This window comes from Sporolituus thermophilus DSM 23256 (genome assembly GCF_900102435.1).
Classification (GTDB): Bacteria; Bacillota; Negativicutes; order Sporomusales; family Thermosinaceae; genus Thermosinus; species Thermosinus thermophilus.
Genome location: NZ_FNBU01000009.1, coordinates 84,521 through 107,704, shown reverse-complemented (window position 1 = coordinate 107,704; position 23,184 = coordinate 84,521). Strand labels below are relative to the sequence as shown.

General features: G+C 47.4%; 27 protein-coding genes and 2 riboswitches. Of the genes, 5 read left to right on the top strand and 22 right to left on the bottom strand.

The features are described from left to right. The coding region (locus tag BLQ99_RS07265) for an IS30 family transposase (RefSeq protein ID WP_143005878.1) at positions 1-274 on the top strand (274 nt) is incomplete at its 5' end. Between the two features lie 24 nt (positions 275-298). Here BLQ99_RS07265 and BLQ99_RS07260 read toward each other — a convergent pair. The 3 genes from BLQ99_RS07260 to BLQ99_RS15275 all read right to left on the bottom strand — a co-directional run bounded on the left by BLQ99_RS07260 (position 299) and on the right by BLQ99_RS15275 (position 3,350). After that, positions 299-1,219 (bottom strand): MutS N-terminal domain-containing protein, encoded by a 921-nt coding sequence (locus BLQ99_RS07260; RefSeq protein WP_245690327.1) that lies wholly within the window; start codon positions 1,217-1,219, stop codon positions 299-301. Between the two features lie 26 nt (positions 1,220-1,245). Next, positions 1,246-2,601, bottom strand: coding sequence for a tRNA (N6-isopentenyl adenosine(37)-C2)-methylthiotransferase MiaB (miaB, locus tag BLQ99_RS07255; protein ID WP_093689585.1), 1,356 nt, complete (start codon positions 2,599-2,601; stop codon positions 1,246-1,248). 116 nt (positions 2,602-2,717) lie between these two features. Further along, complete coding sequence (locus tag BLQ99_RS15275) at positions 2,718-3,350, bottom strand: 3D domain-containing protein (protein ID WP_093689583.1); 633 nt, start codon at positions 3,348-3,350, stop codon at positions 2,718-2,720. A gap of 4 nt (positions 3,351-3,354) precedes the next feature. Next, positions 3,355-3,486: riboswitch (cyclic di-AMP (ydaO/yuaA leader) on the bottom strand. A 202-nt stretch (positions 3,487-3,688) separates the two neighbouring features. On the opposite strand from BLQ99_RS15275, the gene BLQ99_RS07245 reads away from it, so the two are divergent. Beyond that, the gene (locus BLQ99_RS07245; RefSeq protein ID WP_245690325.1) at positions 3,689-5,077 is read left to right on the top strand and encodes an FAD-dependent oxidoreductase; all 1,389 of its coding nucleotides are present in this window, start codon (positions 3,689-3,691) and stop codon (positions 5,075-5,077) included. Beyond that, entirely contained in the window at positions 5,077-5,373 is a 297-nt protein-coding gene (locus BLQ99_RS07240) for a ferredoxin family protein (RefSeq protein ID WP_093689581.1), read from the top strand. The genes BLQ99_RS07245 and BLQ99_RS07240 overlap by 1 nt, the downstream gene beginning before the upstream one ends. Before the next feature lie 65 nt (positions 5,374-5,438). Here the strand turns inward: BLQ99_RS07240 and BLQ99_RS07235 are convergent, their stop codons facing one another. Together BLQ99_RS07235 and BLQ99_RS07230 are read right to left on the bottom strand one after the other, a co-directional pair. Next, positions 5,439-5,624, bottom strand: a complete 186-nt coding sequence (locus BLQ99_RS07235) for a 4-oxalocrotonate tautomerase (RefSeq protein ID WP_093689579.1) — start codon at positions 5,622-5,624, stop codon at positions 5,439-5,441. Positions 5,625-5,795: 171 nt separating this feature from the next. Continuing rightward, the gene (locus BLQ99_RS07230) at positions 5,796-6,476 is read right to left on the bottom strand and encodes a TVP38/TMEM64 family protein (RefSeq protein WP_093689577.1); all 681 of its coding nucleotides are present in this window, start codon (positions 6,474-6,476) and stop codon (positions 5,796-5,798) included. Between the two features lie 95 nt (positions 6,477-6,571). Between BLQ99_RS07230 and BLQ99_RS07225 the strand changes: the two genes are divergently transcribed. Further along, on the top strand, positions 6,572-6,835 hold the full coding sequence (locus BLQ99_RS07225) for a DUF4911 domain-containing protein (protein ID WP_093689575.1): 264 nt from the start codon (positions 6,572-6,574) through the stop codon (positions 6,833-6,835). A 27-nt stretch (positions 6,836-6,862) separates the two neighbouring features. Here the strand turns inward: BLQ99_RS07225 and BLQ99_RS07220 are convergent, their stop codons facing one another. From BLQ99_RS07220 to BLQ99_RS07210, 3 genes are all read right to left on the bottom strand, one after another. Next, on the bottom strand, positions 6,863-7,066 hold the full coding sequence (locus BLQ99_RS07220; RefSeq protein ID WP_093689573.1) for a hypothetical protein: 204 nt from the start codon (positions 7,064-7,066) through the stop codon (positions 6,863-6,865). A gap of 162 nt (positions 7,067-7,228) precedes the next feature. Further along, positions 7,229-9,283 carry an ATP-dependent DNA helicase RecG gene (gene recG, locus BLQ99_RS07215; RefSeq protein WP_093689571.1) on the bottom strand — a complete coding sequence of 685 codons (2,055 nt, stop codon included), beginning with the start codon at positions 9,281-9,283 and terminating at the stop codon, positions 7,229-7,231. Positions 9,284-9,301: 18 nt separating this feature from the next. Then, positions 9,302-9,499, bottom strand: a complete 198-nt coding sequence (locus BLQ99_RS07210; protein WP_093689569.1) for a DUF1858 domain-containing protein — start codon at positions 9,497-9,499, stop codon at positions 9,302-9,304. 171 nt (positions 9,500-9,670) lie between these two features. Here BLQ99_RS07210 and rpmB point away from each other — a divergent pair, with 171 nt between their 5' ends. Continuing rightward, positions 9,671-9,862, top strand: coding sequence for a 50S ribosomal protein L28 (gene rpmB / locus BLQ99_RS07205; RefSeq protein WP_093689568.1), 192 nt, complete (start codon positions 9,671-9,673; stop codon positions 9,860-9,862). Positions 9,863-9,887: 25 nt separating this feature from the next. Here rpmB and hslO read toward each other — a convergent pair whose 3' ends face one another. From hslO to BLQ99_RS07135, 14 genes are all read right to left on the bottom strand, one after another. Next, a complete protein-coding gene (gene hslO, locus BLQ99_RS07200) occupies positions 9,888-10,763 on the bottom strand; it encodes an Hsp33 family molecular chaperone HslO (RefSeq protein WP_093689567.1) in 876 nt (291 codons plus the stop codon). Positions 10,764-10,780: 17 nt separating this feature from the next. After that, a complete protein-coding gene (gene yfcE / locus BLQ99_RS07195; RefSeq protein WP_093689565.1) occupies positions 10,781-11,338 on the bottom strand; it encodes a phosphodiesterase in 558 nt (185 codons plus the stop codon). A 46-nt stretch (positions 11,339-11,384) separates the two neighbouring features. Then, positions 11,385-11,849: a 6,7-dimethyl-8-ribityllumazine synthase gene (gene ribH / locus BLQ99_RS07190; RefSeq protein ID WP_093689563.1), complete on the bottom strand. Its 465-nt coding sequence runs from the start codon at positions 11,847-11,849 to the stop codon at positions 11,385-11,387. Between the two features lie 3 nt (positions 11,850-11,852). Then, on the bottom strand, positions 11,853-13,067 hold the full coding sequence (locus BLQ99_RS07185; protein WP_093689561.1) for a bifunctional 3,4-dihydroxy-2-butanone-4-phosphate synthase/GTP cyclohydrolase II: 1,215 nt from the start codon (positions 13,065-13,067) through the stop codon (positions 11,853-11,855). A gap of 21 nt (positions 13,068-13,088) precedes the next feature. Further along, entirely contained in the window at positions 13,089-13,745 is a 657-nt protein-coding gene (locus BLQ99_RS07180; protein ID WP_093689559.1) for a riboflavin synthase, read from the bottom strand. After that, positions 13,708-14,847, bottom strand: coding sequence for a bifunctional diaminohydroxyphosphoribosylaminopyrimidine deaminase/5-amino-6-(5-phosphoribosylamino)uracil reductase RibD (gene ribD, locus BLQ99_RS07175; protein ID WP_093689557.1), 1,140 nt, complete (start codon positions 14,845-14,847; stop codon positions 13,708-13,710). Before ribD ends, BLQ99_RS07180 begins: the two co-directional genes overlap by 38 nt. Before the next feature lie 73 nt (positions 14,848-14,920). Further along, positions 14,921-15,051, bottom strand: a riboswitch (FMN riboswitch). Positions 15,052-15,121: 70 nt separating this feature from the next. After that, a complete protein-coding gene (gene rpe / locus BLQ99_RS07170) occupies positions 15,122-15,766 on the bottom strand; it encodes a ribulose-phosphate 3-epimerase (protein WP_093689555.1) in 645 nt (214 codons plus the stop codon). 3 nt (positions 15,767-15,769) lie between these two features. Next, positions 15,770-16,645 (bottom strand): ribosome small subunit-dependent GTPase A, encoded by an 876-nt coding sequence (gene rsgA / locus BLQ99_RS07165; protein ID WP_093689553.1) that lies wholly within the window; start codon positions 16,643-16,645, stop codon positions 15,770-15,772. A gap of 11 nt (positions 16,646-16,656) precedes the next feature. After that, positions 16,657-18,477, bottom strand: coding sequence for a Stk1 family PASTA domain-containing Ser/Thr kinase (gene pknB / locus BLQ99_RS07160; RefSeq protein WP_425440873.1), 1,821 nt, complete (start codon positions 18,475-18,477; stop codon positions 16,657-16,659). Between the two features lie 76 nt (positions 18,478-18,553). Next, on the bottom strand, positions 18,554-19,960 hold the full coding sequence (locus BLQ99_RS07155; RefSeq protein WP_093689549.1) for a peptidoglycan D,D-transpeptidase FtsI family protein: 1,407 nt from the start codon (positions 19,958-19,960) through the stop codon (positions 18,554-18,556). After that, the gene (locus tag BLQ99_RS07150) at positions 19,953-21,227 is read right to left on the bottom strand and encodes an FtsW/RodA/SpoVE family cell cycle protein (RefSeq protein WP_093689547.1); all 1,275 of its coding nucleotides are present in this window, start codon (positions 21,225-21,227) and stop codon (positions 19,953-19,955) included. The genes BLQ99_RS07155 and BLQ99_RS07150 overlap by 8 nt, the downstream gene beginning before the upstream one ends. Before the next feature lie 13 nt (positions 21,228-21,240). Beyond that, positions 21,241-21,963 carry a Stp1/IreP family PP2C-type Ser/Thr phosphatase gene (locus tag BLQ99_RS07145; RefSeq protein ID WP_245690321.1) on the bottom strand — a complete coding sequence of 241 codons (723 nt, stop codon included), beginning with the start codon at positions 21,961-21,963 and terminating at the stop codon, positions 21,241-21,243. Beyond that, positions 21,960-22,415, bottom strand: coding sequence for an FHA domain-containing protein (locus BLQ99_RS07140; protein ID WP_093689543.1), 456 nt, complete (start codon positions 22,413-22,415; stop codon positions 21,960-21,962). Before BLQ99_RS07140 ends, BLQ99_RS07145 begins: the two co-directional genes overlap by 4 nt. A 1-nt stretch (position 22,416) precedes the next feature. Continuing rightward, positions 22,417-23,178 carry an FHA domain-containing protein gene (locus BLQ99_RS07135; RefSeq protein ID WP_093689541.1) on the bottom strand — a complete coding sequence of 254 codons (762 nt, stop codon included), beginning with the start codon at positions 23,176-23,178 and terminating at the stop codon, positions 22,417-22,419. Positions 23,179-23,184: the final 6 nt, after the last annotated feature.

The window sequence follows — 23,184 nt, the reverse complement described above, 5'->3', positions numbered from 1 at the left end:
TAACGGGTCGGAGTTTGCCGAACTGGACGCATTTTTAAAGAGCCATAACACCAGCGTATACTTTGCTCATCCCTATTCTTCCTTTGAGAGAGGCACGAATGAACGCCATAACGGTCTCATCCGCCGATTTATCCCCAAAGGGACCAGCATAGCAGCTTTGGCTGCCTCTGTCATTCAGCGTATTCAGAATTGGTGTAATCATCTGCCTCGCAAAATACTCGGCTATAAAACTCCTCAGCAATGCTTTGACGAGGAACTGGCCCAAATTTCTTGATAGCCTCTTTATATACCGTTAATTTTACAGGGTGTTGCATTTGCTATTGCAATTTAGAGTAAAATCTAATATAGAGAGAAGAGTGTCTTTCCTTCCGCCGTCTCGCAAATTACGAGTAATTTCAAGATTGCGAAGCGCTGCCGTATCAATGGTCATAAATTCGGCGGCATTATACCGCATTAACTTGTTGACATGCGATAAATCGGTTTTTAACGTTTGGTGCAGGTAATATAGTAAATGCCCTACTGCAATAGCGGCTCCCGCATGAGGAAGTTCTTCATCGGGAAAGTGGCGTTGCAGTAGTTCCTGAGTCGTTTCCGTATCTTCAATAGCTAGGTCTGTTATAGTACAGCCATGCAGGCGGTTGGCGAGAAAAGTGTCCAAAGTCTCTTTATCAGTGAGACGACCGGTTAGCACAATCTCCGCCGGTGAAAGGCGATATAGGTGGTCGCAAAGAGTATTGATCCGGTAAGGACCGGCAAAATCTGCCCAATAACATTCGCCGGTTGAAATATCCGCTCCTGCCAGGATTAGGAGATCGTCTTTTTCATGGATAACAACCAGATAATTATTGCTCTTATCCGGAAGTAGCACATCTGACAATACTGTTCCGGGAGTAATAATTTTAATTACTTCCCGGCGCACAATCCCCTTAGCTTGCTTAGGATCTTCTACCTGTTCGCAGATTGCTACTTTATAGCCTTTATTAATGAGGCGGGCTATGTAAGTATCGGCCGCATGGAAAGGAACGCCGCACATGGGAATCCGCTTACCGGACCCTCCGTCGCGTCCCGTTAGGGTAATTTCTAGTTCGCGTGATGCAATTTCGGCGTCTTCAAAAAACATTTCATAAAAGTCGCCCAGTCGGAAAAATAAAATTTTATCGGTATGGTGCCGTTTTATCTCCCGGTACTGCTCGATCATTGGGGTATAGGTCTCTGCCATGGTATTCTCCTTTTTCCCACCCAAAGTTAATCAGCCACTTCACCTTTCAACAACCAAGTCTGCGCTTTAAGAACTTTTATTGGGAGAAGCTGCCCTATTTGCTCATTTCCCCTATTCCAAAGTACAATTTTGTTAGTTCGCGTCCGTCCCATCATCTTATCCGGATCATTTTTACTGGGACCCTCAACAAGTACCTCTACTGTTTGGCCAATAAGAGTTTCATTAATAGCTAAACTAATTTCATTTTGGACGGCCATTAGTTGTTGCAGGCGTTGCTTTTTTACCATCAACGGCACTTGATCAGGCATAGTTGCTGCTGGCGTGCCAGAGCGAGGAGAATACAAAAAAGTATAAGCCGCATCAAAGCGAATTGACCGGACAAAATCAAGCGTTTGCATAAATAGTTCATCCGTTTCCCCAGGAAATCCCACGATAATATCCGTAGTAATACTGGCGTGCGGTATTTCTCTACGAACCTTTTCCACAAGTTTCCGATAATATTCTGTTGTATATCCGCGGTTCATCCGCTGCAAAATGATATCACTGCCTGACTGGATTGGCAGATGAAAATGTTCGCAAATCCTCTGGCCATGCTTAATGACATCAATCACCTTGTCGTTCATGTCGCGCGGGTGCGAAGTCATATACCGAATTCGGGCAATTGTCTCCACTTTGTCCACGGCTGCCAGTAAATCGGCAAAATCAATGTTTTCTTTCCCATCCTTGCCATAGGAGTTTACATTTTGGCCTAGCAGCGTAATCTCTTTAAATCCCTCTGTCCCTAATTGCCTGATCTCGGCAAGGATGTCGGCAAGCGGGCGGCTTCGCTCCCGTCCGCGCACATATGGTACGATGCAATATGTACAAAAGTTGTTACACCCGTACATAATGGGTACCCAAGCCGAAACCAGACTTTTGCGTACCGTTGGCACATCGGGTGCTAGCCGCTCTGCCTGATCCCATATCGCCAGTACCCGATCCTTGGACTGGGAAATCTCTTTTAGCAGGTCTGCGAGTTGGTGGACATTATGAGTCCCCATAACCAAATCAACGTGAGGCGCCTTAGTAAAAATTTTGTCGCGATCTTTCTGTGACAAGCACCCTGTTACGCCTATGATCAGATTGGGATTTGCCGCTTTGAGTCTTTTTAATTCGCCAATTTTTCCATATATTTTTTTTTCCGCGCTCTCGCGGACACAGCAGGTATTAATTAAAATAAGGTCTGCCTGTTCAATTTCATCGGCACTGCTGTAACCAAGACCGCGCAATTGGCCGGCCAGCCGCTCCGAATCATTTTCATTCATTTGACAACCGTAAGTAATAATGTGATATTTTTTTGACCGCCCATAATTGAGGTCGGTATCTCTATTTAAAGTATCCATATCATCACTCCCTAACCACATCCTTCTGATTATTATATCCCAATTTTTTCTGGTAAACAATGCGATATAAAGCTCTCTCCCGTCATAAAAAACACCCGGGATCCCCCGGGTGTTTTTTAGTCTAAGATATAAACTTTAACTTTTTGGATGCCGAAATTATACGCTTCGGCAACCGTCCACATAGCAATATCAATACGGTTGCCCTTGATCGCGCCGCCTGTATCCTCGGCTACGGCATACATGCCATGACCGTCAGGAAACTCGATATAAACACGCGTGCCAAGTGGAATAACTTTCGGGTCAACGGCAATAATGCCTGGCCGAACCTGGGTACCGATATGAGTAAGATTTCCCCATTTGCCGTTATCATGGGGACCTGGAGCATAAGCGGTCGCAACAATATCCAGGATCTGTTTATAACGCACCGGAGCATCGCGGAATACTTTGGGCGCCTTTTTTTGAATAATAGTTAACAGATCTTGATCGGCAATGCCATCGCTCTCGAGATTATTTGCTTTTTCAAACATCTTGACCGCATTTTGCGTTTTGGGACCAAAAATACCGTCTACAGTTCCGGCATTAAAGCCTAGTCCATTTAATTTAATCTGTAATTCACGGACGTCGTCGCCTATGGCACCAACTTGCAGCACTCGTTCCCCGAGGGCTGCAGCACTTACCGGCGCAAGGCCGATAAGACCGAAAATAATAGCAGCAACCATTGATGCTATCACTGTGCGTATTTTTTTCATTATCAATCACTCCCTTTCTCTGCCTACGAAGTTAGCTGCCGGGTTCGGGATAAGGGAAACCCCTACCGCATACGCGGATTCACCCCATTAATGGTTCCTCCGTGTTCCTTTGAGGGAACTTCGGCATGTCAGTATAATACATCATTTCAGTTAAAGAGACAAAAGAGAAAAATGCCCCAAAACGGCGCTATATATCATTTGCCTAAAAAAAATCTTCACTATTCGCCGCTATTCTTATATATCAATATATATACCAATTAGTTGCAAAAAGTAATACAAATCAAATAGAGCATTTTTAATTAAGTGGATGGAGCGCTTATCAGGTGGACACACTAAAAATGGGTGATGGTGTGCTAAAAGAATGGTACAAAACCCAAAAAACTCAAAACCGATCAAAGCCGGAGGTTAATAATACCCATTTGAACTTGGCCGATCCAGCCAAAAAATATGATGCAATTGTCGTAGGAGCCGGTCCGGCAGGGGCAACAGCTGCCTATTTTATGGCCAAAGAAGGTCTTGACGTGCTTTTGCTGGAGCGTGGACCTTATCCGGGCGCCAAAAATTGCGGTGGCGCGTCAATTATCGCCGAGCACGTCCATAAACTCTTCCCCAATTTCTGGGAAGAGTGTCAGTATGAACGTATTGTCACTGACCAATCGTACTGGTGGATGACTGAAGATTCGATATTAACAGCCAGATTTCGCAGCACAAAACTTGCTGCCGCTCCCTATAATCGATTTACAATAAAACGTGTCAATTTTTACAGATGGTTGGCTGCAAAAGCAATTAACGCCGGAGCTACATTGCTGCTGGGCCATCATGTGTCTGAGGTACTGTTTGACGGCTCGCAGGCCATCGGGGTGCACGTATCTCCGCCACAAAACAACGATTTTATTGCCGATATAATTATTCTTGCGGACGGTGCCAATTCTATGTTGGCTGAACGGGCGAAACTGGTCCCCCGGATTTCACCCCAAAATTTTTCCCTTTACGTAAAAGAAACTATTGCCTTACCCGCGAAAGTTATTGAAGAACGGTTCAACTTGCTTCCGGGCCATGGTACCATCATCGGACTTATCGGTTACCCTACTGCCGGGTTTAACGGTACTGGTTCGATTCATACTTTCAAAGACAGTTTTAATATTAACGTTGGTATTTCTTTAGCTGACTTAGCTAAGGCTGCCTTAAGCCCTAATGATCTATTGGAACGAATAAAAAAGCATCCGTATATGCAGCCATTGCTGGATGGCGGTATTACTGTTGAATATGGCGCTGCCCTTATTCCCGAAGGCGGATATTACGCAATACCTGAATTAGTACATCCGGGACTGATGATTATTGGCGATGCCGCTTCATTAGTAAATGGCGTTCATGGTTTTAATTTGGCCATGTGGTCTGGTTTTTTTGCCGCCAGGGCTGCTTATGCCGCAAAAGCCAGTCGTAGTTTTTCCGTTAAGAAACTATCACTGTACCGGACCTTACTTGATGAAAGTTTTGTTATGCAGGATTTCAAAGCCAATGCCGGAGCAGCTAAGTTAATGCAGGATATACCATATTTGTTCGATCTATATACCCGTATGGCCAATGAAACCGCATATCATATTACCAAGGTATACACTATGCCGAAGCGCGAAAAGCGGAAATTTATATTTCAAAAAGTTACCAGTATGCAGCCAATTTTAAAAACAATAAGAGATGTCTGGGAAGTGTTGAAGGTGATACGGTGATGTCCAGCTTAGCTGAGTTAGATGCAAAAGTAAAATTGCTGCTTTTTAAGACCGATGAACAATGGCAGCATATTGTCATCAACGACCAGGAAGTCTGTCGTAATTGCACAGACAAACAGTGTTTAACTATATGTCCCTCCGGTGTATTTAGATGGAATTATCAGCATACTGATCCCATCATAGTGTTATACAAGCAATGTATCGAATGCGGTTCCTGCCGGCTAATATGTCCGGCCAATAATATTAATTTTTCCTATCCTAATGGTGGTTATGGAGTGTTATATAAAGAAGGATAATAAGCAAATATATTTTCTCATAATAAAACAGCCCATTTCGTTATATACGAAATGGGCTGCTATTTTTACATGTCGGAGCGCAGTTTACCAGCTTTACCAAGATGTTCTTTAGGCATTTCACGGATAATAATCGTCACTGCTTCTGGCGGGCAATTGGCAGTTTCAACAATGACCTCTGTCACTTTTTTTACCAATTCCCGCTTTTGCTCGAGAGTCCGGCCTTCCAACATATCAATTTGCACGACTGGCATGTTAATCACCTCCCCTTGCGCTGGTTATTGTATTCGGCGAAGGTGATTCTATCCCTGCAAAACAATCCATTTTATTATTTTATTTAGTTATCTGAAATAATTAGAGAGTGTCTGCATAGCAGCCTAATTTATACAACCGATTTTCTGAATAAAAGGCGAAAGACAATCGCGTTACCGGTTTTCATGATTTTGCTTTTTCTTACGTCTGTGCCACCATAAGGCGGCATAGACGGCAATAACCAAGACAATTATAAAAATCAGCCGTGTCATGTTTTCCTTAGCAAAAACGAGGTCATGGCCCAGTAATACCTTAATAACCACTGGCGGTAATTTCCCCAAAAAAGTGGCCCAAAAAAAATCGTAAAACGAAATCCGGCTAATGGCGGCTACAGCAGTAATGATACCGGACGGAGCCAACGGCAAAAGCCGCGCTATCAGCAAGGCCTTAAACCCGTTAGCCGCGCTGTAGTCGTCTACCTGTTTGAGGTATGGACTTTTCGCAATCCACCCTTCAACGGCGTGGCGAAAAAAATAGCGGGCAAATACAAACATAAATAGGGCGCCAATCAATTCTCCCATCCATGAGAGGAGCGTTCCCCAGAAAAGCCCATAGACAATGCCGGCGGCTCCGGATAAAATCATGAACGGAAAAACGATTGTGAAGGTCATTATAACGAATAATGCCAGCGTGACTAAGATACCCCATGCTCCGAAAGAGCGGAGATACTCTGCTAGGGCGGCAATGTCGCCTCTTTCGATTATGCTGTAAGCATGCTGAAAAAATTCCGGCTGCCACCAGTACAGTAAACCGCAGACAATAAAAATAAAAAGCCATCCCCAAATTTTTCCCATCGTAATCTTTCCTTTGCCAATCTTTTCTCTATCTTTGCAGTTCACAATTAAATATACTAAAATATTGAACAGATGGCAATAAAGGGGTAAAGAATGTGAGTCGACGCTATAAAGGAACCAGCTGTTTTGCCAATACAGCCCGGAAATATGAACAGGATAGCAATGATATTGATATTAAGTTAAAAGTTTGTGATATCAATTTATTCATTCGGTTGCTTGAAGGATATGAAAATATTGTCATGATTATCCCGCTCGAACCCAAACAAGGCTTGGTTAAGCTGCGCCCCAGCCCCGATACCTGTGCTGACGTATGGGAAATTCTCAAGACGTTGCCGATTGAATTTGAAATTATGGGATAAAAAAGAGCACTGCGGTGCAGTGCCTTGTCAATGCCATTGCCGGATTTCGTCACGGAAAATACCGCATGATCCACCAAGCCAATGTATACAGTCACTACAGCGACGAACATAGTTATCTGGGGAAACATTTAGCAGCGAATAACCGTAACCCATTGCATTTATGACATGCTCAAACTCCTGACATTCTTCAGCTATCGCCCGTAACTGTTTTTCCGCAAAATCGTCTTGCATGCCCCGCCACCTCTTGCCAGTTTTTCTTTAGTGTGCGCCAAGATGCGCGAAAATAATAAAAAAATTTCATTAAACGGTGTATAGAAACGATGATACGGGGCATAATTAGAATGTAAATTTTCTCCTCTCCCATAATTGGCGGCCAGCAGCCGCCCTTTTTTTCTAATTGTTAAATATCATATTGAACGCTTCGCCAAAACGAAGCTTAAGAACATCCTGAAGTTTAGCGAATATTTCCGGATGCATTACAGTCTGCTGAGCAGCTTGCCTTGCTTCCAGCAAGATTTCAATGTCACGGACAATATCAGCAAGTTTTAAATCCGGCATGCCGTGCTGCCGCGTGCCAAAAAACTGGCCCGGTCCCCGTAGCAATAGATCCTTTTCCGCTAAAACGAAGCCGTCTTGAGTCGTGGTCATTACCGCTAGCCGCTCTCTACTTTCCTCGCTTTTGCTATCAGAAATTAAAATACAATAAGATTGGTGTTCGCCTCTCCCGATGCGCCCCCTCAATTGGTGCAACTGGGCCAAACCGAAGCGGTCGGCGCCCTCTATGACCATAACGGTCGCGTTCGGTACGTTTACACCTACTTCAATAACCGTCGTGGCTATAAGGACTTGAACTTCGCCCGAATAAAATGCGCTCATCACGGCTTCTTTTTCCTGAGACTTCATTTTGCCGTGAACCAAGCCGCAGGTCAAGCCTTTGAAGTATGTGCTGGCTAATTGCTCATACATTTGTACCGCCGCCTGAGCTTCCAGTTTGTCCGATTCCTCGATAAGAGGACAAACGACATAAGCCTGCCGTCCGGCAGACACTTCCCGGACGACAAAATTATAAACCCGGTCGCGCATTTCTCCGGTAACACTGTAAGTTTTGATTGGTTTACGTCCAGGCGGTAGCATGCGAATTACCGATACATCCAAATCCCCATAGACGGTAAGTGCCATCGTGCGGGGAATCGGCGTCGCCGTCATTACCAGGACATCAGGCAGTTTCCCTTTTGCTTGAAGTGAAGCCCGCTGCCGTACACCAAACCGATGTTGTTCGTCAGTAACTACCAAGCCGAGGTGTTTAAAATGCACGTCATCCTGGATCAAAGCGTGCGTGCCAATTACAATATCGACAAGTCCCTCGCGCAGATGGGCAAGTATTTGATCCCTCTCCCGTTTTGTCAGGCTACCTGTTAATAACGCCAATCTTATTCCCAGGTTGGCCAATAAACGGGACAAGGTATGAAAATGCTGTTCAGCCAAAATTTCGGTGGGAGCCATCAGCGCCCCCTGATATCCGTTTTCTACCGTCTTAACCAATGCCAGAGCGGCAATAACTGTTTTCCCTGATCCGACGTCGCCCTGAAGCAACCGCTGCATAGGTCGCGTATCTTCCATGTCGGCTTTAATTTCTTGTAGTGCCTGCTCTTGATCAGTTGTTAATGCAAACGGTAAGCGCGCCAAAACTTCTTTGCTCAGTTTTCCGTCGGGAGCGTGTTTAATGCCCTGAAGTTCGCGCTTATTACGGTTTTTTAAGTATAAAAGCCCGTACTGCAAAAAAAACAACTCTTCAAAAACTAAGCGGCGCCGAGCTTGGAGCAAAGCATCCTTGTCCGGCGGAAAGTGGATGTTTTCTAGAGCTTGATCCCTCGCAACCAAATTATATTGCCTAATTATATTGTCGGGAAGAATCTCAGGGATAGGGCGACAGTCTGCCAAGGCTTGCCGTACTAATTGACGCAGCAAGCGTTGATTAATATTCTCTGTGGCCGGATACACGGGAACAATGCGGCCAACATTCAATAGTTCTTCCGCTTCATCTACGATTTCCACCTCGGGATTAACGATCTGGATAATATTAAAACGCCGTTCCGCTTTGCCATAGACAATAAGCTCCATGCCCGGTCTATACCGATTTTTAAGATAAGACTGGTTAAACCAGACCAATTGCGCTACCGCCGAATCGTCCCGAACGGTCACTTTCGTCAATGTAAGCCCTCGGCGCGGCTTTTTTTCTTCTAACGCAACTACGGTTGCCCGAAAAGTCTGAACTTCGTTATCTTCAAGCAGTTTTATCGGTTTAAAATAGCTTCGGTCTTCATAGCGACGGGGATAGTGCGTGAGTAAGTCTTCTATGGAAAAAATGCCTAATTTTGTTAAATAAGCGGCTCTTGTCGGCCCTACTCCTTTCAGATATTTAATATTTGTCGACAACCTTTCCGGCAACGGTATCCCCCTTTGGTACTATTTTTCCGACTCGAGAGCGTTTAGTTCCTTCAACAACGTTTCCAAATCAACGTCGTGCATCTTGGCCCCTTTTTCGATTGTTTCCGTAGCCGATCCCATACAGCCAATACATCCCATACCGTGGCGAATAAAAACCTCGCGGGCCTGCGGCAGCAGCCGCAAAACGGTCATTATCGGCATCTCTTTAGTAATCAAAGGGTGCGCCCTCCCCTCTCTTTTTTGTTCTACTTTCAATATATGTTGGCGAAATCCTCCCTGCGCTGCAATATTATTCTTCCAACCCTTGCATACCCTAAGTTTCCTGTGATAGAATAATTGTGTTTAGTTTGAAGGATTGGTTGTCTTCTTTAAAAGGAGGTGGAATAGATGGCAAATATATGTGAAATCTGTGGCAAAGGTGAACGTAGCGGCTTCAACGTCAGCCATTCCAATTTGAAAACCAAGCGCACCTGGAAACCCAATATTCAGCGCGTAAAAGCAGTCGTGAATGGTGAAATTAAGCGGATTAATACTTGCACCCGTTGCTTACGGTCCGGAAAAGTACAACGGGCAATCTAATTTAGTCAGTATTTAAGGGGCGACATTAGGTCGCCCCTTGTTTTATGCGTTGTAAAATATTTTCTAGCTCTTGCCGGTTAAAATGATATTTTTCACTGCAAAAGTGACAAACCAGCTCGGCTCGTCCTTCTCCGATCATATCCGTCAACTCTTGCTCGCCTAGGCTGATAAGAAGCCGGTCCACTCGCTCGCGCGAACAAGGACAATGAAAGGTAACTTTTTTCGGCTCATATAGATTTATTGAAAATCCTGCAAAAACTTTTTCCAGTATATCGGCGGCGCCATATCCTGAGCTTATCAAGTGAGATACCGGCTTTAACGACGCTAGATTTCGCTCCAATTTATCAATAACTTCGTCTGCCGCACCCGGCAGAGCTTGAACTAAAAATCCGCCAGCCGCCTGCACGGTATAGTCAGTCCCGACCAATACCCCCAAAGCGACGCTTGATGGCGTCTGCTCCGAAGTTAAAAGATAATTAGTAACATCTTCCGCAATTTCGCCGCTCACTAACGGGGAGCTTCCGGTAAAAGGCTGTTTCAATCCGGTAAACCGTGTAACGAAAATATTGCCAGCGCCTACAGCTCTACCGACGTCAAGCTTACCCTCCCGCAGCGGCAAATCGATCTGTGGCTTCTTAACATAGCCACGAACTGTACCTCGAGCGCTGGCATCGGCAACAATTTCCCCTAGTGGGCCGTCTCCGGCAATGCGAATGGTAATACTTTCCTCTGCTTTTAAATTCGTCGCCAACAGCAGCGCAGCCGTCATCGTTCGCCCTAGCGCCGCAGCGGCTACGGGATAACAATTATGTCGCCGGCGCGCCTCGTCCGTTAAGTTGGTCGTAACAGCCGCAAAGGCGCGCAACCCCGGCGCAGTCGCCCTAACAATATGGTCATGCATAAAACTGAACGCCCCTATTAACCAAGTTCTTCTGCCAGTAATACCTTACCGGACTCAATATCTAACACCTCAATCCTGCTTCCGATCATGCGGGCAATTGTGCCTACGCCGTCGGGGCGCTTAGACATCGCCGGTGATCCCGGGTTCAAAAAGATACAGCCATTTTGCTTGGTAAGAGCAGCCACATGAGTGTGGCCGGTGACGAAAAGAGAGACTCTCATTTTTTCTGCAAGCGCATGTTTAGCATCATCACTTAAATTATGGCCGTGGTTTACAAGAACAGATACGTTTTCTAGCCGCAGATAAGTATAGGGCGACTGGATTGGAATGTTTAACACCATGCCGTCAACTTCGGCATCGCAGTTGCCGCAAGCTGCAACAATTGGTATTGGACAATTGTTTAGCTCTTCGGCTAACGCCTTCGGGTCATATTCGTCAGGAATAGCATTGCGTGGCCCGTGGTAAAGAACGTCACCAGCATGAATAATCACGTCCATGTCACGGAAATAACGATTGTATATTTTGCGCCACGTTGCTACACAGCCGTGTGTGTCACTCACAATACCTACCTTCACGGTTTATTGTCCCCCATAACGGAAAGTTTCATTTCCTGGAAATATTTTACATGACTTTTAAAAGATTAGCCATCTCAATGGCTGTCATTGCCGCGTCAAATCCTTTATTACCTGCCTTAGTACCTGCCCGTTCAATCGCTTGCTCGATTGTTTCGGTGGTCAGCACACCGAAAACGGTCGGTATCCCGGAAGCGAGAGCGACATGGGCAACTCCTTTCGAAACTTCTGCGCACACATAATCAAAATGCGGCGTATTGCCACGAATGACTGTGCCCAGACAGATAACAGCATCATACTTTTTGCTTGCCGCCATTTTTTGCGCGACCAAGGGAATTTCAAAGGCCCCCGGCACCCACGCGACTTCAATATCTTCGGCCGACGCGCCGTGCCGCTGAAGGGCATCCAAGGCGCCGCTCAGCAGCTTATTGGTGATGAATTCGTTAAAGCGCGCGACGACAATACCGAACCGCAGCCCTTGCGCCGTTAGTTTTCCTTCAAAAATCTTTACCATAAGTTATGCCTCCTCGTATTGTTTGAGCAAATGCCCTAGTTTTGATTTTTTCACCGACAAATACCGACAATTAAATTTATTGGCTTTAATTTCCAGCGGTACGCGCTCCGTAATGGTTAAACCATAACCCTCTAGCCCTGCCCGTTTGCGTGGATTGTTGGTCAGAAGACGAATGCTGGACAAGTTTAAATCAGCAAGGATTTGCGCACCAATCCCATAGTCGCGCATATCTGGCGGAAAACCAAGCAATTCATTGGCCTCTACCGTATCTTTGCCTTTATCTTGGAGTGCGTAGGCCCGAATTTTATTAGCAAGGCCAATACCGCGGCCTTCCTGACGCATATACAGCAGCACGCCCTGGCCTTCCTTTTCAATCTGGCGCAACGCAGCTTCCAATTGTTCGCCGCAATCGCAGCGCTGCGACCCAAAAACATCGCCAGTCAAACACTCCGAGTGGACGCGGACGAGAACATTCTTCTTGCCACTCACGTCACCTTTTACGAGGGCAACATGACATTGACCATCCAGTTCACTTTCGTAAGCGATTAAACGGAATTTACCGTATTTAGTCGGCAGTTCCGTTTCTGCTATCCTGGCAACAAATTTTTCATGCTGCTTACGGTATTTAATTAAATCGGCAATTGTCACAATTTTCAAATTGTGCTTCTTAACAAATTCCATTAACTGGGGAACACGCGCCATTGTGCCGTCATCATTCATTATTTCGCAGATTACCCCAGCCGGATACAGGCCGGCCAGTTTTGCAAGATCAACTGCCGCTTCGGTATGGCCTGCCCGGCGGAGAACACCACCTTCGCGATACCGTAGCGGAAAAACGTGCCCGGGCTTGCGTATGTCTTCCGGCGTAGTGGCGGGATCAAGGACCGTCTTAATCGTCAGCGCCCGTTCGTAAGCAGAGATGCCGGTCGTTACATTTTTAGCATCAATAGACACGGTAAAAGCTGTACAATGAGTATCGGTATTTTCGGCGACCATGGCGCCAATTCCCAGCTCATCTAACCTGCTGCCGACAATCGGCATGCAAATTAGCCCCCGGCCATAAGTAGCCATAAAGTTAATGGCTTCCGGCGTTACTTTTTCCGCGGCCATAAGAAGGTCGCCTTCGTTTTCCCGATCCTCATCATCTACGACTACAACCATCCGGCCTTGTCTGATGTCTTCAATAACTTCCTCAACAGTATTAAATTTAAAGGTCATAGCAAAGCCACCTTTCTGTTGCTAATCCAAAAAGCCGTGCTGCGCCAACAGATCCAGCGACAACCTTCCCGCTGGCGGTGTGTCCGGTTCTTTTTGGGCTAACAGTTTCTCTACATATTTACCAATAATATCTGTCTCAAGGTTGACGGGGTCGCCCGGACCCTTGAGACCTACCGTAGTTACAGCAGCGGTGTGGGGAATAAGGGAAACAGTAAACCAATCGGGACCATAATCTACGACGGTAAGACTCACGCCGTCGATAGCCACCGAGCCTTTGCGGACAATATAACGCATAATCTCGGGGCCGGCCCCGATACGCACAATCACGGCATTATCGCTACGTTCCTTGGCCCGTATGTAACCAACACCATCAATATGCCCAGTCACAATATGGCCGCCTAACCGGTCGCCTAACCGCAAGGTTCGTTCCAGGTTGACCGTATCCCCTGGTTTAAGATGGGCAAGAACGGTGCGCGCTACCGTCTCAGGCATAACATCGGCGGTAAACCAGGTTTCGCCAAACTCTACAACGGTAAGACAGGTACCGTTAACGGCTATGCTGTCCCCGATTTTCACGTCGTCTAACACTTTCCGTGCTGTGACGGTGAGGCGTACCGACTTTGCGCCACGCGCTACCGTCTTAACTTGGCCCAATTCTTCCACAAGTCCGGTAAACATCCCGTCCCTCCCGCTTTTTTACATAGGCGGTAACTAAAAGATCGTCTCCAATATATTCGATTGTTGTATCCTCGAGTTGAACAGCCTGCTCCAAAAATTCCGCACCCATACCGCCAATAGGGCCGGGGGCCGAGCGACCGCCAATTATCTTTGGGGCAATAAACCAATGGACTTTATCAACTACATTTGCAGCTAAGGCTGAAGCGCCGATGGCTCCCCCACCTTCAATCAGCACGCTGGTAATAGACCGTGAACCCAGATAGGCAAATAAACTACGAAGATCAATTCCGTCAGGTCCGCGTGCAACCTGAACTACTTCCGCTCCGCCTGCTTTGAGGGCTGCTATCCGATCAGCAGGCGCCTCGGGTGCTACAGCAATAATGGTAGGCGCTTTACCATCAGTGATAACTTTAGCGTTTAAGGGTGTTCGCGCCAAACTGTCAGCCACAATGCGCAGCGGGTTCTTGCCATTAGTAATCAGCCTGACAGTCAGCTCAGGATTGTCGGCAAGCACGGTGCCAACACCAACCAGTACGGCATCATACTTGCTACGCCATTCATGGACACGGGTACGGGCCGGCAAACCCGTGATCCACTGGGAGTGCCCAGTATATGTAGCAATCTTGCCGTCAAGACTCATGGCCGTTTTCAATATACCAAAAGGCATTTTGGTCGTAATCCATTTAATAAAAACCTCATTTAACTGTGCCGCTTCCGCGGCCAGCACGCCTTCGATTACCTCCACGCCGTTCTCTCTTAAAAACTTAAATCCCTGTCCCGCTACCAGCGGATTAGGATCAGTCATCGCCGCTACAACACGGCTAATACCGGCCTGAACAACCGCTTGCACACAAGGCCCTGTACGCCCATAATGCGAACAAGGCTCTAATGTGACGTATAAAGTTGCACCTTTTGCTAAATCGCCTGCTTGATTTAGGGCATGAATTTCGGCATGCGGCGTCCCAGCCCGGTGATGCCACCCTTCACTTACAATCGTCCCGTCTTTAACAATGACGGCGCCCACCATAGGATTAGGGCTTGTTTGCCCCTCGGCTCTGCGCGCCAAGGCCAACGCCCGGCGCATATAACTTTCATGGTCCATCTGGCATCCCCCAAAAAATAAAAAATCCTAAAGAGTAGTCTTTAGGAAATAGAACAGCAATACGATAAATAATGCCGGCCTTTTCCCATCCAGACTATACTGTCGGCTCCGGAATTTCACCGGATCAGCCGTAATGGCTCGCGGGCTGTACCGCCGGTCAGGAATTAAAAGATTACTCTTTTTCACCTCGCCCCAAAGGCCCCAATTATTTAGTTGTCTACTATATATGTTAGCACTTGCGCATGAAAAAATCAACAAGCGCAAAGATTAATTCCTACCCCCTTAGACTTGCGATTGCTTTAGCCACATCAGGCGCTCCGTAGACGGCCGAACCGGCCACTAAAACCGTAGCACCGGCGGCAACAACAGCCGGTGCCGTCTCGGCATTGATGCCGCCGTCTACCTCGATTGTTACTGACAGATTACGTTCTGTAATCATTTGCCGTAGACGGCGTATTTTGTCTAATACGTTCGAAATAAATTGCTGTCCGCCGAATCCTGGGTTTACACTCATCAAGAGCACCATGTCAACATCTGGCAAGACCTCTTCAATAGTGGCAAGCGGTGTAGACGGATTCAAGGCAATACCGGCTCTAACGCCATGGTCTTTAATAGTTTGCAGCAAACGATGAAGATGGGGGTGTGTTTCGGCATGGACAGTAATCCAGTCTGCCCCCGCTTTGACAAAAGCATTAATGTGCTCCTGCGGATTTGTTACCATTAGGTGTACATCGAAAGGTAGCTTACTCACTTGACGCAGCGCTGCTACAACAGGCGCCCCAAAAGTCAGATTGGGCACAAAATGTCCGTCCATAATATCCAGGTGGAGTAAATCGGCGCCTGCCTGTTCAACCTTTTTAATTTCTTCTGCCAAGCGGGTAAAATCAGCAGCAAGAAGTGATGGCGCAATTTTGACCATAGTTCAATATCCTTTCCTATTTTCTTGTACTTCGCTCAGCACTTCCAGATAGGAAGCGTAGCGTGATGCGGCGATACGGCCTTCAGTCACGGCCTGTTTGACAGCGCACTGCGGCTCTTTGTAATGCAGACAGGTGTTAAACTTACAGCCCAGTGCTGCCGCGGCAATCTCCGGAAAGGCCCTCGCCAGCTCGCTCGGTGCAATATCGGCGAACTCGGTAAAACTAAAACCGGGAGTATCGACAACGAAACCGCCGCCCGCTAAAGGTAGAAGTTCGGCAAAACGGGTCGTGTGTTTACCACGCCCGATTTTTGTGCTAACCTCGCCTGTCACCAAGGACAAGCCTGGTTCAACGGCATTCAACAAGCTAGACTTCCCGACGCCTGATGGGCCGGCAAACACGGTAATCCGTCCGTAAAGCTGGCACCGTAATTCACCAATTCCCTGACCGGTCTTTACAGATGTCGCCAGAACAGAATAACCGATTTGGCGGTAAAGATCTACAATTTGACCTGTCTCAGACGCATCAGCCAAGTCAGCCTTATTCAAGCAAATTAAGGTATTTAGCTGTGACAGTTCGGCTAATATCAGAAAGCGGTCAATGATGATAAAGCTGGGGTCAGGGCTGGCGGCAGCAAAAGTTAACATGACCTGATCAACATTTGCTACCATCGGCCGTTTTAACATGCTGCGGCGGGGCAGGATTGTCTCTATTACGCCTTTGCCTTCATCGAGCGGCAAATATTCTACTTCGTCGCCCACAAAGAGCGAAAAGCGTTCTTTCTTAAAACGGCCGCGCAATGTGCACATTGTTAGCTTATCGCCTGTCTGCACATAGTAATAACTGTTATAAGCCTTCACCACAACGCCCCGCAACAACTTCAGCCCTCCTACAATGTCTGTTCCTGCAGAAGTACACCGTTGATATATACTTGCACACGTACCTGACCAACACCTTCAATTGTTTTTTCTATCCGTTCGCCTGGTTTATGAACTGCTTCATAAACAACGCGCCGTCCATTCGCGTCGGTCACGACAATTTGGATGGCCTGACGGATTGGCCCTTCCGGCACCGTGATTTGTACAACCGCCCGCTTGACGGCCGTTGCCGGGCTTTTAGCCACAACAAAGTCTACAGATGAGCCTTCCACGACTTCGGAAGCCGGCGCCGGATTTTGGTCAGTGATTGTGCCCGGCGGGTATTTATCACTCGCTGCCTCGGTTACCTTGCCAAGTTTCAGCTTTAAGCTGTCAAGTTGCGTATTAACAGTACCTATTGGCGTCCCACGAAAATCGGGAAGAACAATGCGGCGTGGCCCTGCCCCTTTACTAATAACAATATCAACTGCCGTCCCTTTGGTTACTTGGGCCGGTGGCCGTGGGTTCTGCGCAATAACCGTATCCTGAGCGGCATCGGCGGAAAACTGCTCATCAATTCGTCCTAAAACAAGACCGGCATTACGGATCTGCAGCTCAGCATCACGTCTATTTAATCCCCTTAAATCGGGAACGGCCGTTACCTCTCCTCCTCGACTGACAACGAGGTTGATTGTGCGTTGTTCTTTTACTACGGCGCCCGCCTCCGGGCTTTGTGATATAACGTATCCGGCCGGTACTTTGTCACTAAAGCTTTCAGTAACGCTTACCCGCAAATTCTGGCTAGTCAAAATATTGCGGGCGCTGTCAATATGTTTCCCCACAACATTGGGAACGGTAACCTCATTGAGGCTCCAAAACTTGCCATAAGCCAAAAAAGCTCCTATGGCAAAGGCAATGATAAGCAGCGCGGCCAACGCCCAGATCCAGCCCCGCGATTTTGCGGGAGACGGCGCCGGTAGCGGCTTAGCTTCAGCTTCAGGCTGATGCTGGATGTTCCCTTCCGGCGCGGCAATCCGAGGTAATATTTGGGTAGGAAAGTCTTCGCGCGATAGTCGTCGAGTGCGGTCATCACGCAAATAATTTTGTACTAGTTTTAAATCGGCAATCATTTCGCTAATATCGCCAAAACGTGCATCGGCATTCTTGGCCATAGCTTTAAGTACCACTGCTTCAAGGAGCGGCGGAATTTCCGGATTGGCTTCGCGCGGCGGTTTGGGTTCTTCCTGCAAGTGCTTCAAAGCAACGCTAATAGGTGTTTCGCCGGTGAATGGCACTGTTCCGGTCAGCATTTCATAAAGAACAACACCAAGAGAATAGATATCAGACTTGGCACCAATAACGGAACCTTTGGCTTGTTCCGGCGAAAAATAGTGAACAGAACCGATAATCGTCCCTGTCTGGGTCATAGTCGCCGATGTTACCGCCCTAGCAATGCCGAAATCGGTAACTTTCACCCTGCCCGCGCGTGTCATCAGAATGTTGTGCGGTTTTATATCGCAGTGGATTAGTCCGCTTTGATGGGCATGTTCCAATGCCTCTGCAATTTCTAGCGCAATGCGTACCGCCGTTTCTACCGGCAGAGGAGCCTCGCGCAAAATCTTGTCTTTGAGCGTTTCCCCTGAGATATACTCCATGACGATATAGTATATATCCTCGTCGTGGCCGACGTCATAAATGTTAACGATGTTCGGATGGGACAAACGGGCAGCAGCCTGGGCCTCGCGGCGGAAACGGGTGACGAATTCTTCGTCGTTGGTAAATTGGGAGCGCAGCACTTTTACCGCTACCGAACGGTCAAGCAGTTTGTCGTGAGCACGATAAACGTCAGCCATACCGCCACCACCGATACGTTCCAGGATGGTGTAGCGATTATCCAGAGTTCGATTAATTAGCAAAAACGTCACCCCCTCAATATAATTGGTGAGCTATAATTTGGCGGGCTATCGGCGCGGCAACGCCCCCGCCAGCCCCACCATTTTCGACTAATACCGCAACCGCGATTTTAGGATTGTCGGCCGGCGCATAGCCGATAAACCAGGCATGCGGCGCGCCGTGCGGATTTTCGGCTGTTCCCGTCTTACCTGCTACTTTAATGCCGCCAATACGGGCCGCACTACCCGTGCCTTCTGCAACAACAGTTTCCATCATCTGCCCCACAATTTTGGCAAGATTCGGCTCAACCGGCGTCAACCACTCGCTTGGTTTAAACTCATTTATAACGGTGCCGTCAGCCGCAACAATCCTCTCGACTACATAGGGCTTCATAATCTTCCCATTATTAGCAAAAGCGGCTGCAATTAGCGCCATACGAAGCGGCGTCACCAAAAGACTCCCTTGTCCAATTCCTGTTTGCGCCAGGTCGCCGTCGCCCAATCGGCTAAAAACCGGTAGTCGGACAGGGCTTTCCTGCCACTCTTCGCCAATAGAACGAGTAAACCCATAACGTTCAAAAAGGTTGGCCATCCTCGTGCGTCCTAACTCGAGGGCCAATGAGCCAAAAGTGACGTTACAGGAAACGGCCAACGCTTCCTCTAAGTTCACTTTGCCATGCGCGCGTAAACTCGCCTCATTCAGGACATAATCAGGTCCGATTTTTAATTTCCCGTCGCATTTAAATACTTTATTAATATCGGTTATTTTTTCTCTCAATGCCGCCTCGGCTATCATAATTTTGACAGTGGATCCCGGCGGATACAGTCCTTGTGTCGCCCGGTTGAGCAGCGGACTATCAGCAGCCGAAGTTATTTTTTCCCAATCACGGTCGAGCGTGTTGGGATTAAACGCCGGTTTACTCACCATTGCCAAAATGGCGCCGGTTTTAGGATTTATGACTACTACCGCGCCGCGATGTCCGCCTAAAGCCCGGTATGCTACTTGCTGTAAAGTCCCGTCTACGGTGAGAACCAAGTGATTGCCGGGAACAGGCCCCCATAAACGGGCAATTGCGCCGAAATGCCGCTCGGGATGCGTTAGTCCGGAAAGTTCCCCGTTAAATGTCCCCTCTAGCCCCGCTTTCCCATATTGTGGATTATCATATCCGACTAAGTGGGCAAAAATGGCGCCATATGGATATTCTCGATGATAATTTCCCGCAGTATCGCGTTCACTATAAGCTAATTTGTCACCATGGCGATCAAGGATTTCACCGCGCGGCACGCGGCGCGCCGCTTCTATGGCCCGCCGGTTCAAAGGATGCGCGGCCAGACGGTTTCCTTCAAAAATTTGCACAAAGCTGATATAGAGAAATAAGATTGCCAATAAACCTATCAATATTATGGCTATTCTACGCAAATTGGCCTGAATATCGTTACGCATCAACCGCCCTCATTTCTGAAACGGCGAATAAAAGGCCGACAAGCATAAAATTGGAAACGACAGAACTGCCGCCATAGCTGATAAATGGCAACGTTATGCCGGTAAGCGGTACGAATTTAACAACTCCGCCAATGATCAAAAAAATCTGCAGCGCCAAAAAAACGGCAAGTCCGCCGGCAACCAAGGTCAGAAGGGGAGAAATGGCCTTCAGGGCAATACGGAAAGCGCGATAAATAAGTATTTGATATGTAGTCAAGACTGCAGCAACACCGACAAAGCCCATTTCTTCGGCAATGGCTGCAAAGACAAAGTCGGTATGCACTTCAGGAATAAAGTCAGGAAAGCCGTAAGTAAGACCGCTTCCCAGTATTCCGCCTGCCCCAAACGCAAATAGGGATTGCACAATTTGGTAGGCCCGTCCCGTAGGGTCTGCCCATGGGTTAAGCCAAATATCAACTCTTGTCTGAACATGCGGGAAAATATAGTAACAGGCCACTGCGCCGGTAAGGAATAATATCACGCCTATTATAATATAGCTGATGCGACCGCTTGCCAAATACACCATGATCAATGTTGTCGCAAAATAAAGCAATGCCGAGCCTAAATCGCGCTGAAAAACAAGCATTAGCATCGCAAAGCCCCATACCAGTACAAGCGGCCCAATAAACCGCATTTGAGGCACATCTAAGGGGCCAAAGTGCCTGGTGGCAAAAGCTAGTACCTCCCGCCGCTCATTCAAATAAGAAGCCAGAAACAAAATAATAAAAAGCTTAGCGAATTCAGACGGTTGAAAACGCACTGGGCCGAGTACAATCCAATTTTTGTTGCCCCCAACCTCTACACCAAAAAGAATCGTGGCAAGAAGCAGGACAATCCCAATCATGCCGATACTATATTTATAGACGGCTATTTCCTCCAGTCGCCGACCAAGGTTACAGACACCAAGAAAAGCAATGAGACCTACGGCAACCCACAATGTTTGCAACAAAAAAAGCTGCGGTTTCAGGCGTAAGATAATCGTCAACCCTATAGCGACGAGGACGGCAATAATGGGAAGGAGCAGCGGGTCGCCCTTGGAGCTTTTATTACGTCTCACTAAGCTATGGACGATAAACCATGCCAAGCAGAGCGCAATAGCTACTACGAGATATGAAGGATTTATATTGCCGCCAGCCATTTGTACTGCGGCAATGCCATTAAGGAGAATTAGGCTGGCAATAAGCAGCAGACCCCGTTCACAGCGTCGTACAGAATCTAATCTTTGCATATGCTGCGAACCCTCACTCTTCCCGCTGCACCAGTATTGCCGTAATATTATCTAATCCACCAGCCGCGTTAGCCCGCCCGACTAATTCTTCAAGAGCCTTTTCCCCGTCAGCTTTGTAGCGTTGGATGGTCTGAAAAATATCCTGTTCACTGACCATGTTGGTCAAACCGTCAGTACATAACAACAAAAAATCACCCACCTGCCAATCAGTTTTACCCATATCTACCCGTACTGATTCACTCGTCCCCAAGGCACGGGTGAGGATGTTCCGATGTGGGTGATTTTTGGCCTCCTCTAAGGTGATGGTACCGCTTTTTATCAGCTCCCAAACGACAGAATGGTCTTCGGTGAGAAGTAGCATGCCGTCCTCACGAATTAAGTAAATGCGACTATCACCTACGTAAGCCCAGTAAACTTTTTCCCCATCGACAAATGCAACGACAATGGTCGTCCCCATACCAGCATATTCCGGATTAGACTGGGCCATTTGATAAATGATTCTATTGGCCTCGTTTACAGCTTGACCGAGAATAACTTCCGGGCTACCGCCATCTTGCCGCTGCACATATTCACTGACCGTCTTGGTTGCCAGGCTACTGGCGATCTCTCCCGCTACATGACCACCCATTCCGTCTGCAACGATATATAAACGAGGGTAAATACAGACATAACTATCCTCATTATTTTTTCTGACCTGTCCGATATCGGATTTCGCAAAGGCCGGCAATCCTATCACCTCTCAAACTTAAAACTGACTGATCCGATTTTAATGATATCTCCGCTACGCAAAGGCACTTCTTCGGTGATTCGCTGACCGTTAACAAATGTTCCGTTGGTACTGTTAAGGTCAGCAAGCCAATACTGCTGCTTGTAAAAATTTATGCAAGCATGCTCATGAGAGACGTAGGCTTCATTAATCACAATATCGTTCGCATCACTGCGCCCAATTGACGTCGTCTCTGCCAATTCAAAAACAGGCTGAGCGAGTTGTACCGAAGCCGCCTGCACTCTAAGTTTCGCTGGCTTGAGCTCAGCGGGCTGAACCGGTGCATGGGTTGTTATTTTAGAGCTTTGCAAATCAAGATAGATGATTTTGACAACCCGGAATAAAAAATAGTATAGAAGTAACAGCAAAGTATATTGCAGGACCGTCCCGGCTATAGCCATAGCTAGCGCTTTTCCCGGCACGTTAATTCACCTCGTACAAGATCAGTGAGTTGCCCACTTTGATGCGGTCACCGCTGCGCAACTTCTTGCGCGTAATCCGATGCCCGTTTACATAAGTCCCATTGAGACTTCTTGCATCGTATATGACATGAGCGCCTTCTTCATAAACAATATAAGCATGCAAACGGGAGGTATTCATATCGGTGAGCGGAAGCTCATTACCCTCCCTCCGTCCGATATTGACGCGGTTAACGCCAACATCAGCCTTCAGGCCGACGTCTAACCCTTCTACTACTGTTATCATGCCAGTGAGCGGAACCGATTTGCACGCTACCTCCAGCGGGGAGAGCTTTTTGTAGACCTTAGTTTCTGATAAATCACCCATTTTCTCCACTATATTTTCGCTGGGTGAAACAACGGTAAACCGGCTGGCAAACCGGAATTGACCCTGCTGCAACTTCTCGTCGGGTATAAACTCCACTTTGGGGCGCCCCGGCATAACATAGCCCCGCTGGTTAGCCTGTTTGGCAAGATAGGCGGCAATTTCGTCGGCGATAGTTTGTCCGTAAGGTGCTATACGTTCATAGTCGGGAGGAGTGAGGAAAACAGTATAATGATTAGGCACGTAAATATTCGCGACTCCTACCGATCGTTGGTTTTCCATCTCTTTAACAAGTTTCTTAGCGAGCTCCACCGGCTGAAGCCCCGTATCCTTTCCTTTGTTAAAAAAACCTTCAATATAATTCGTAAAAAAGGCTTCCAACGCGTGTAACAACTTAGCCATAACACA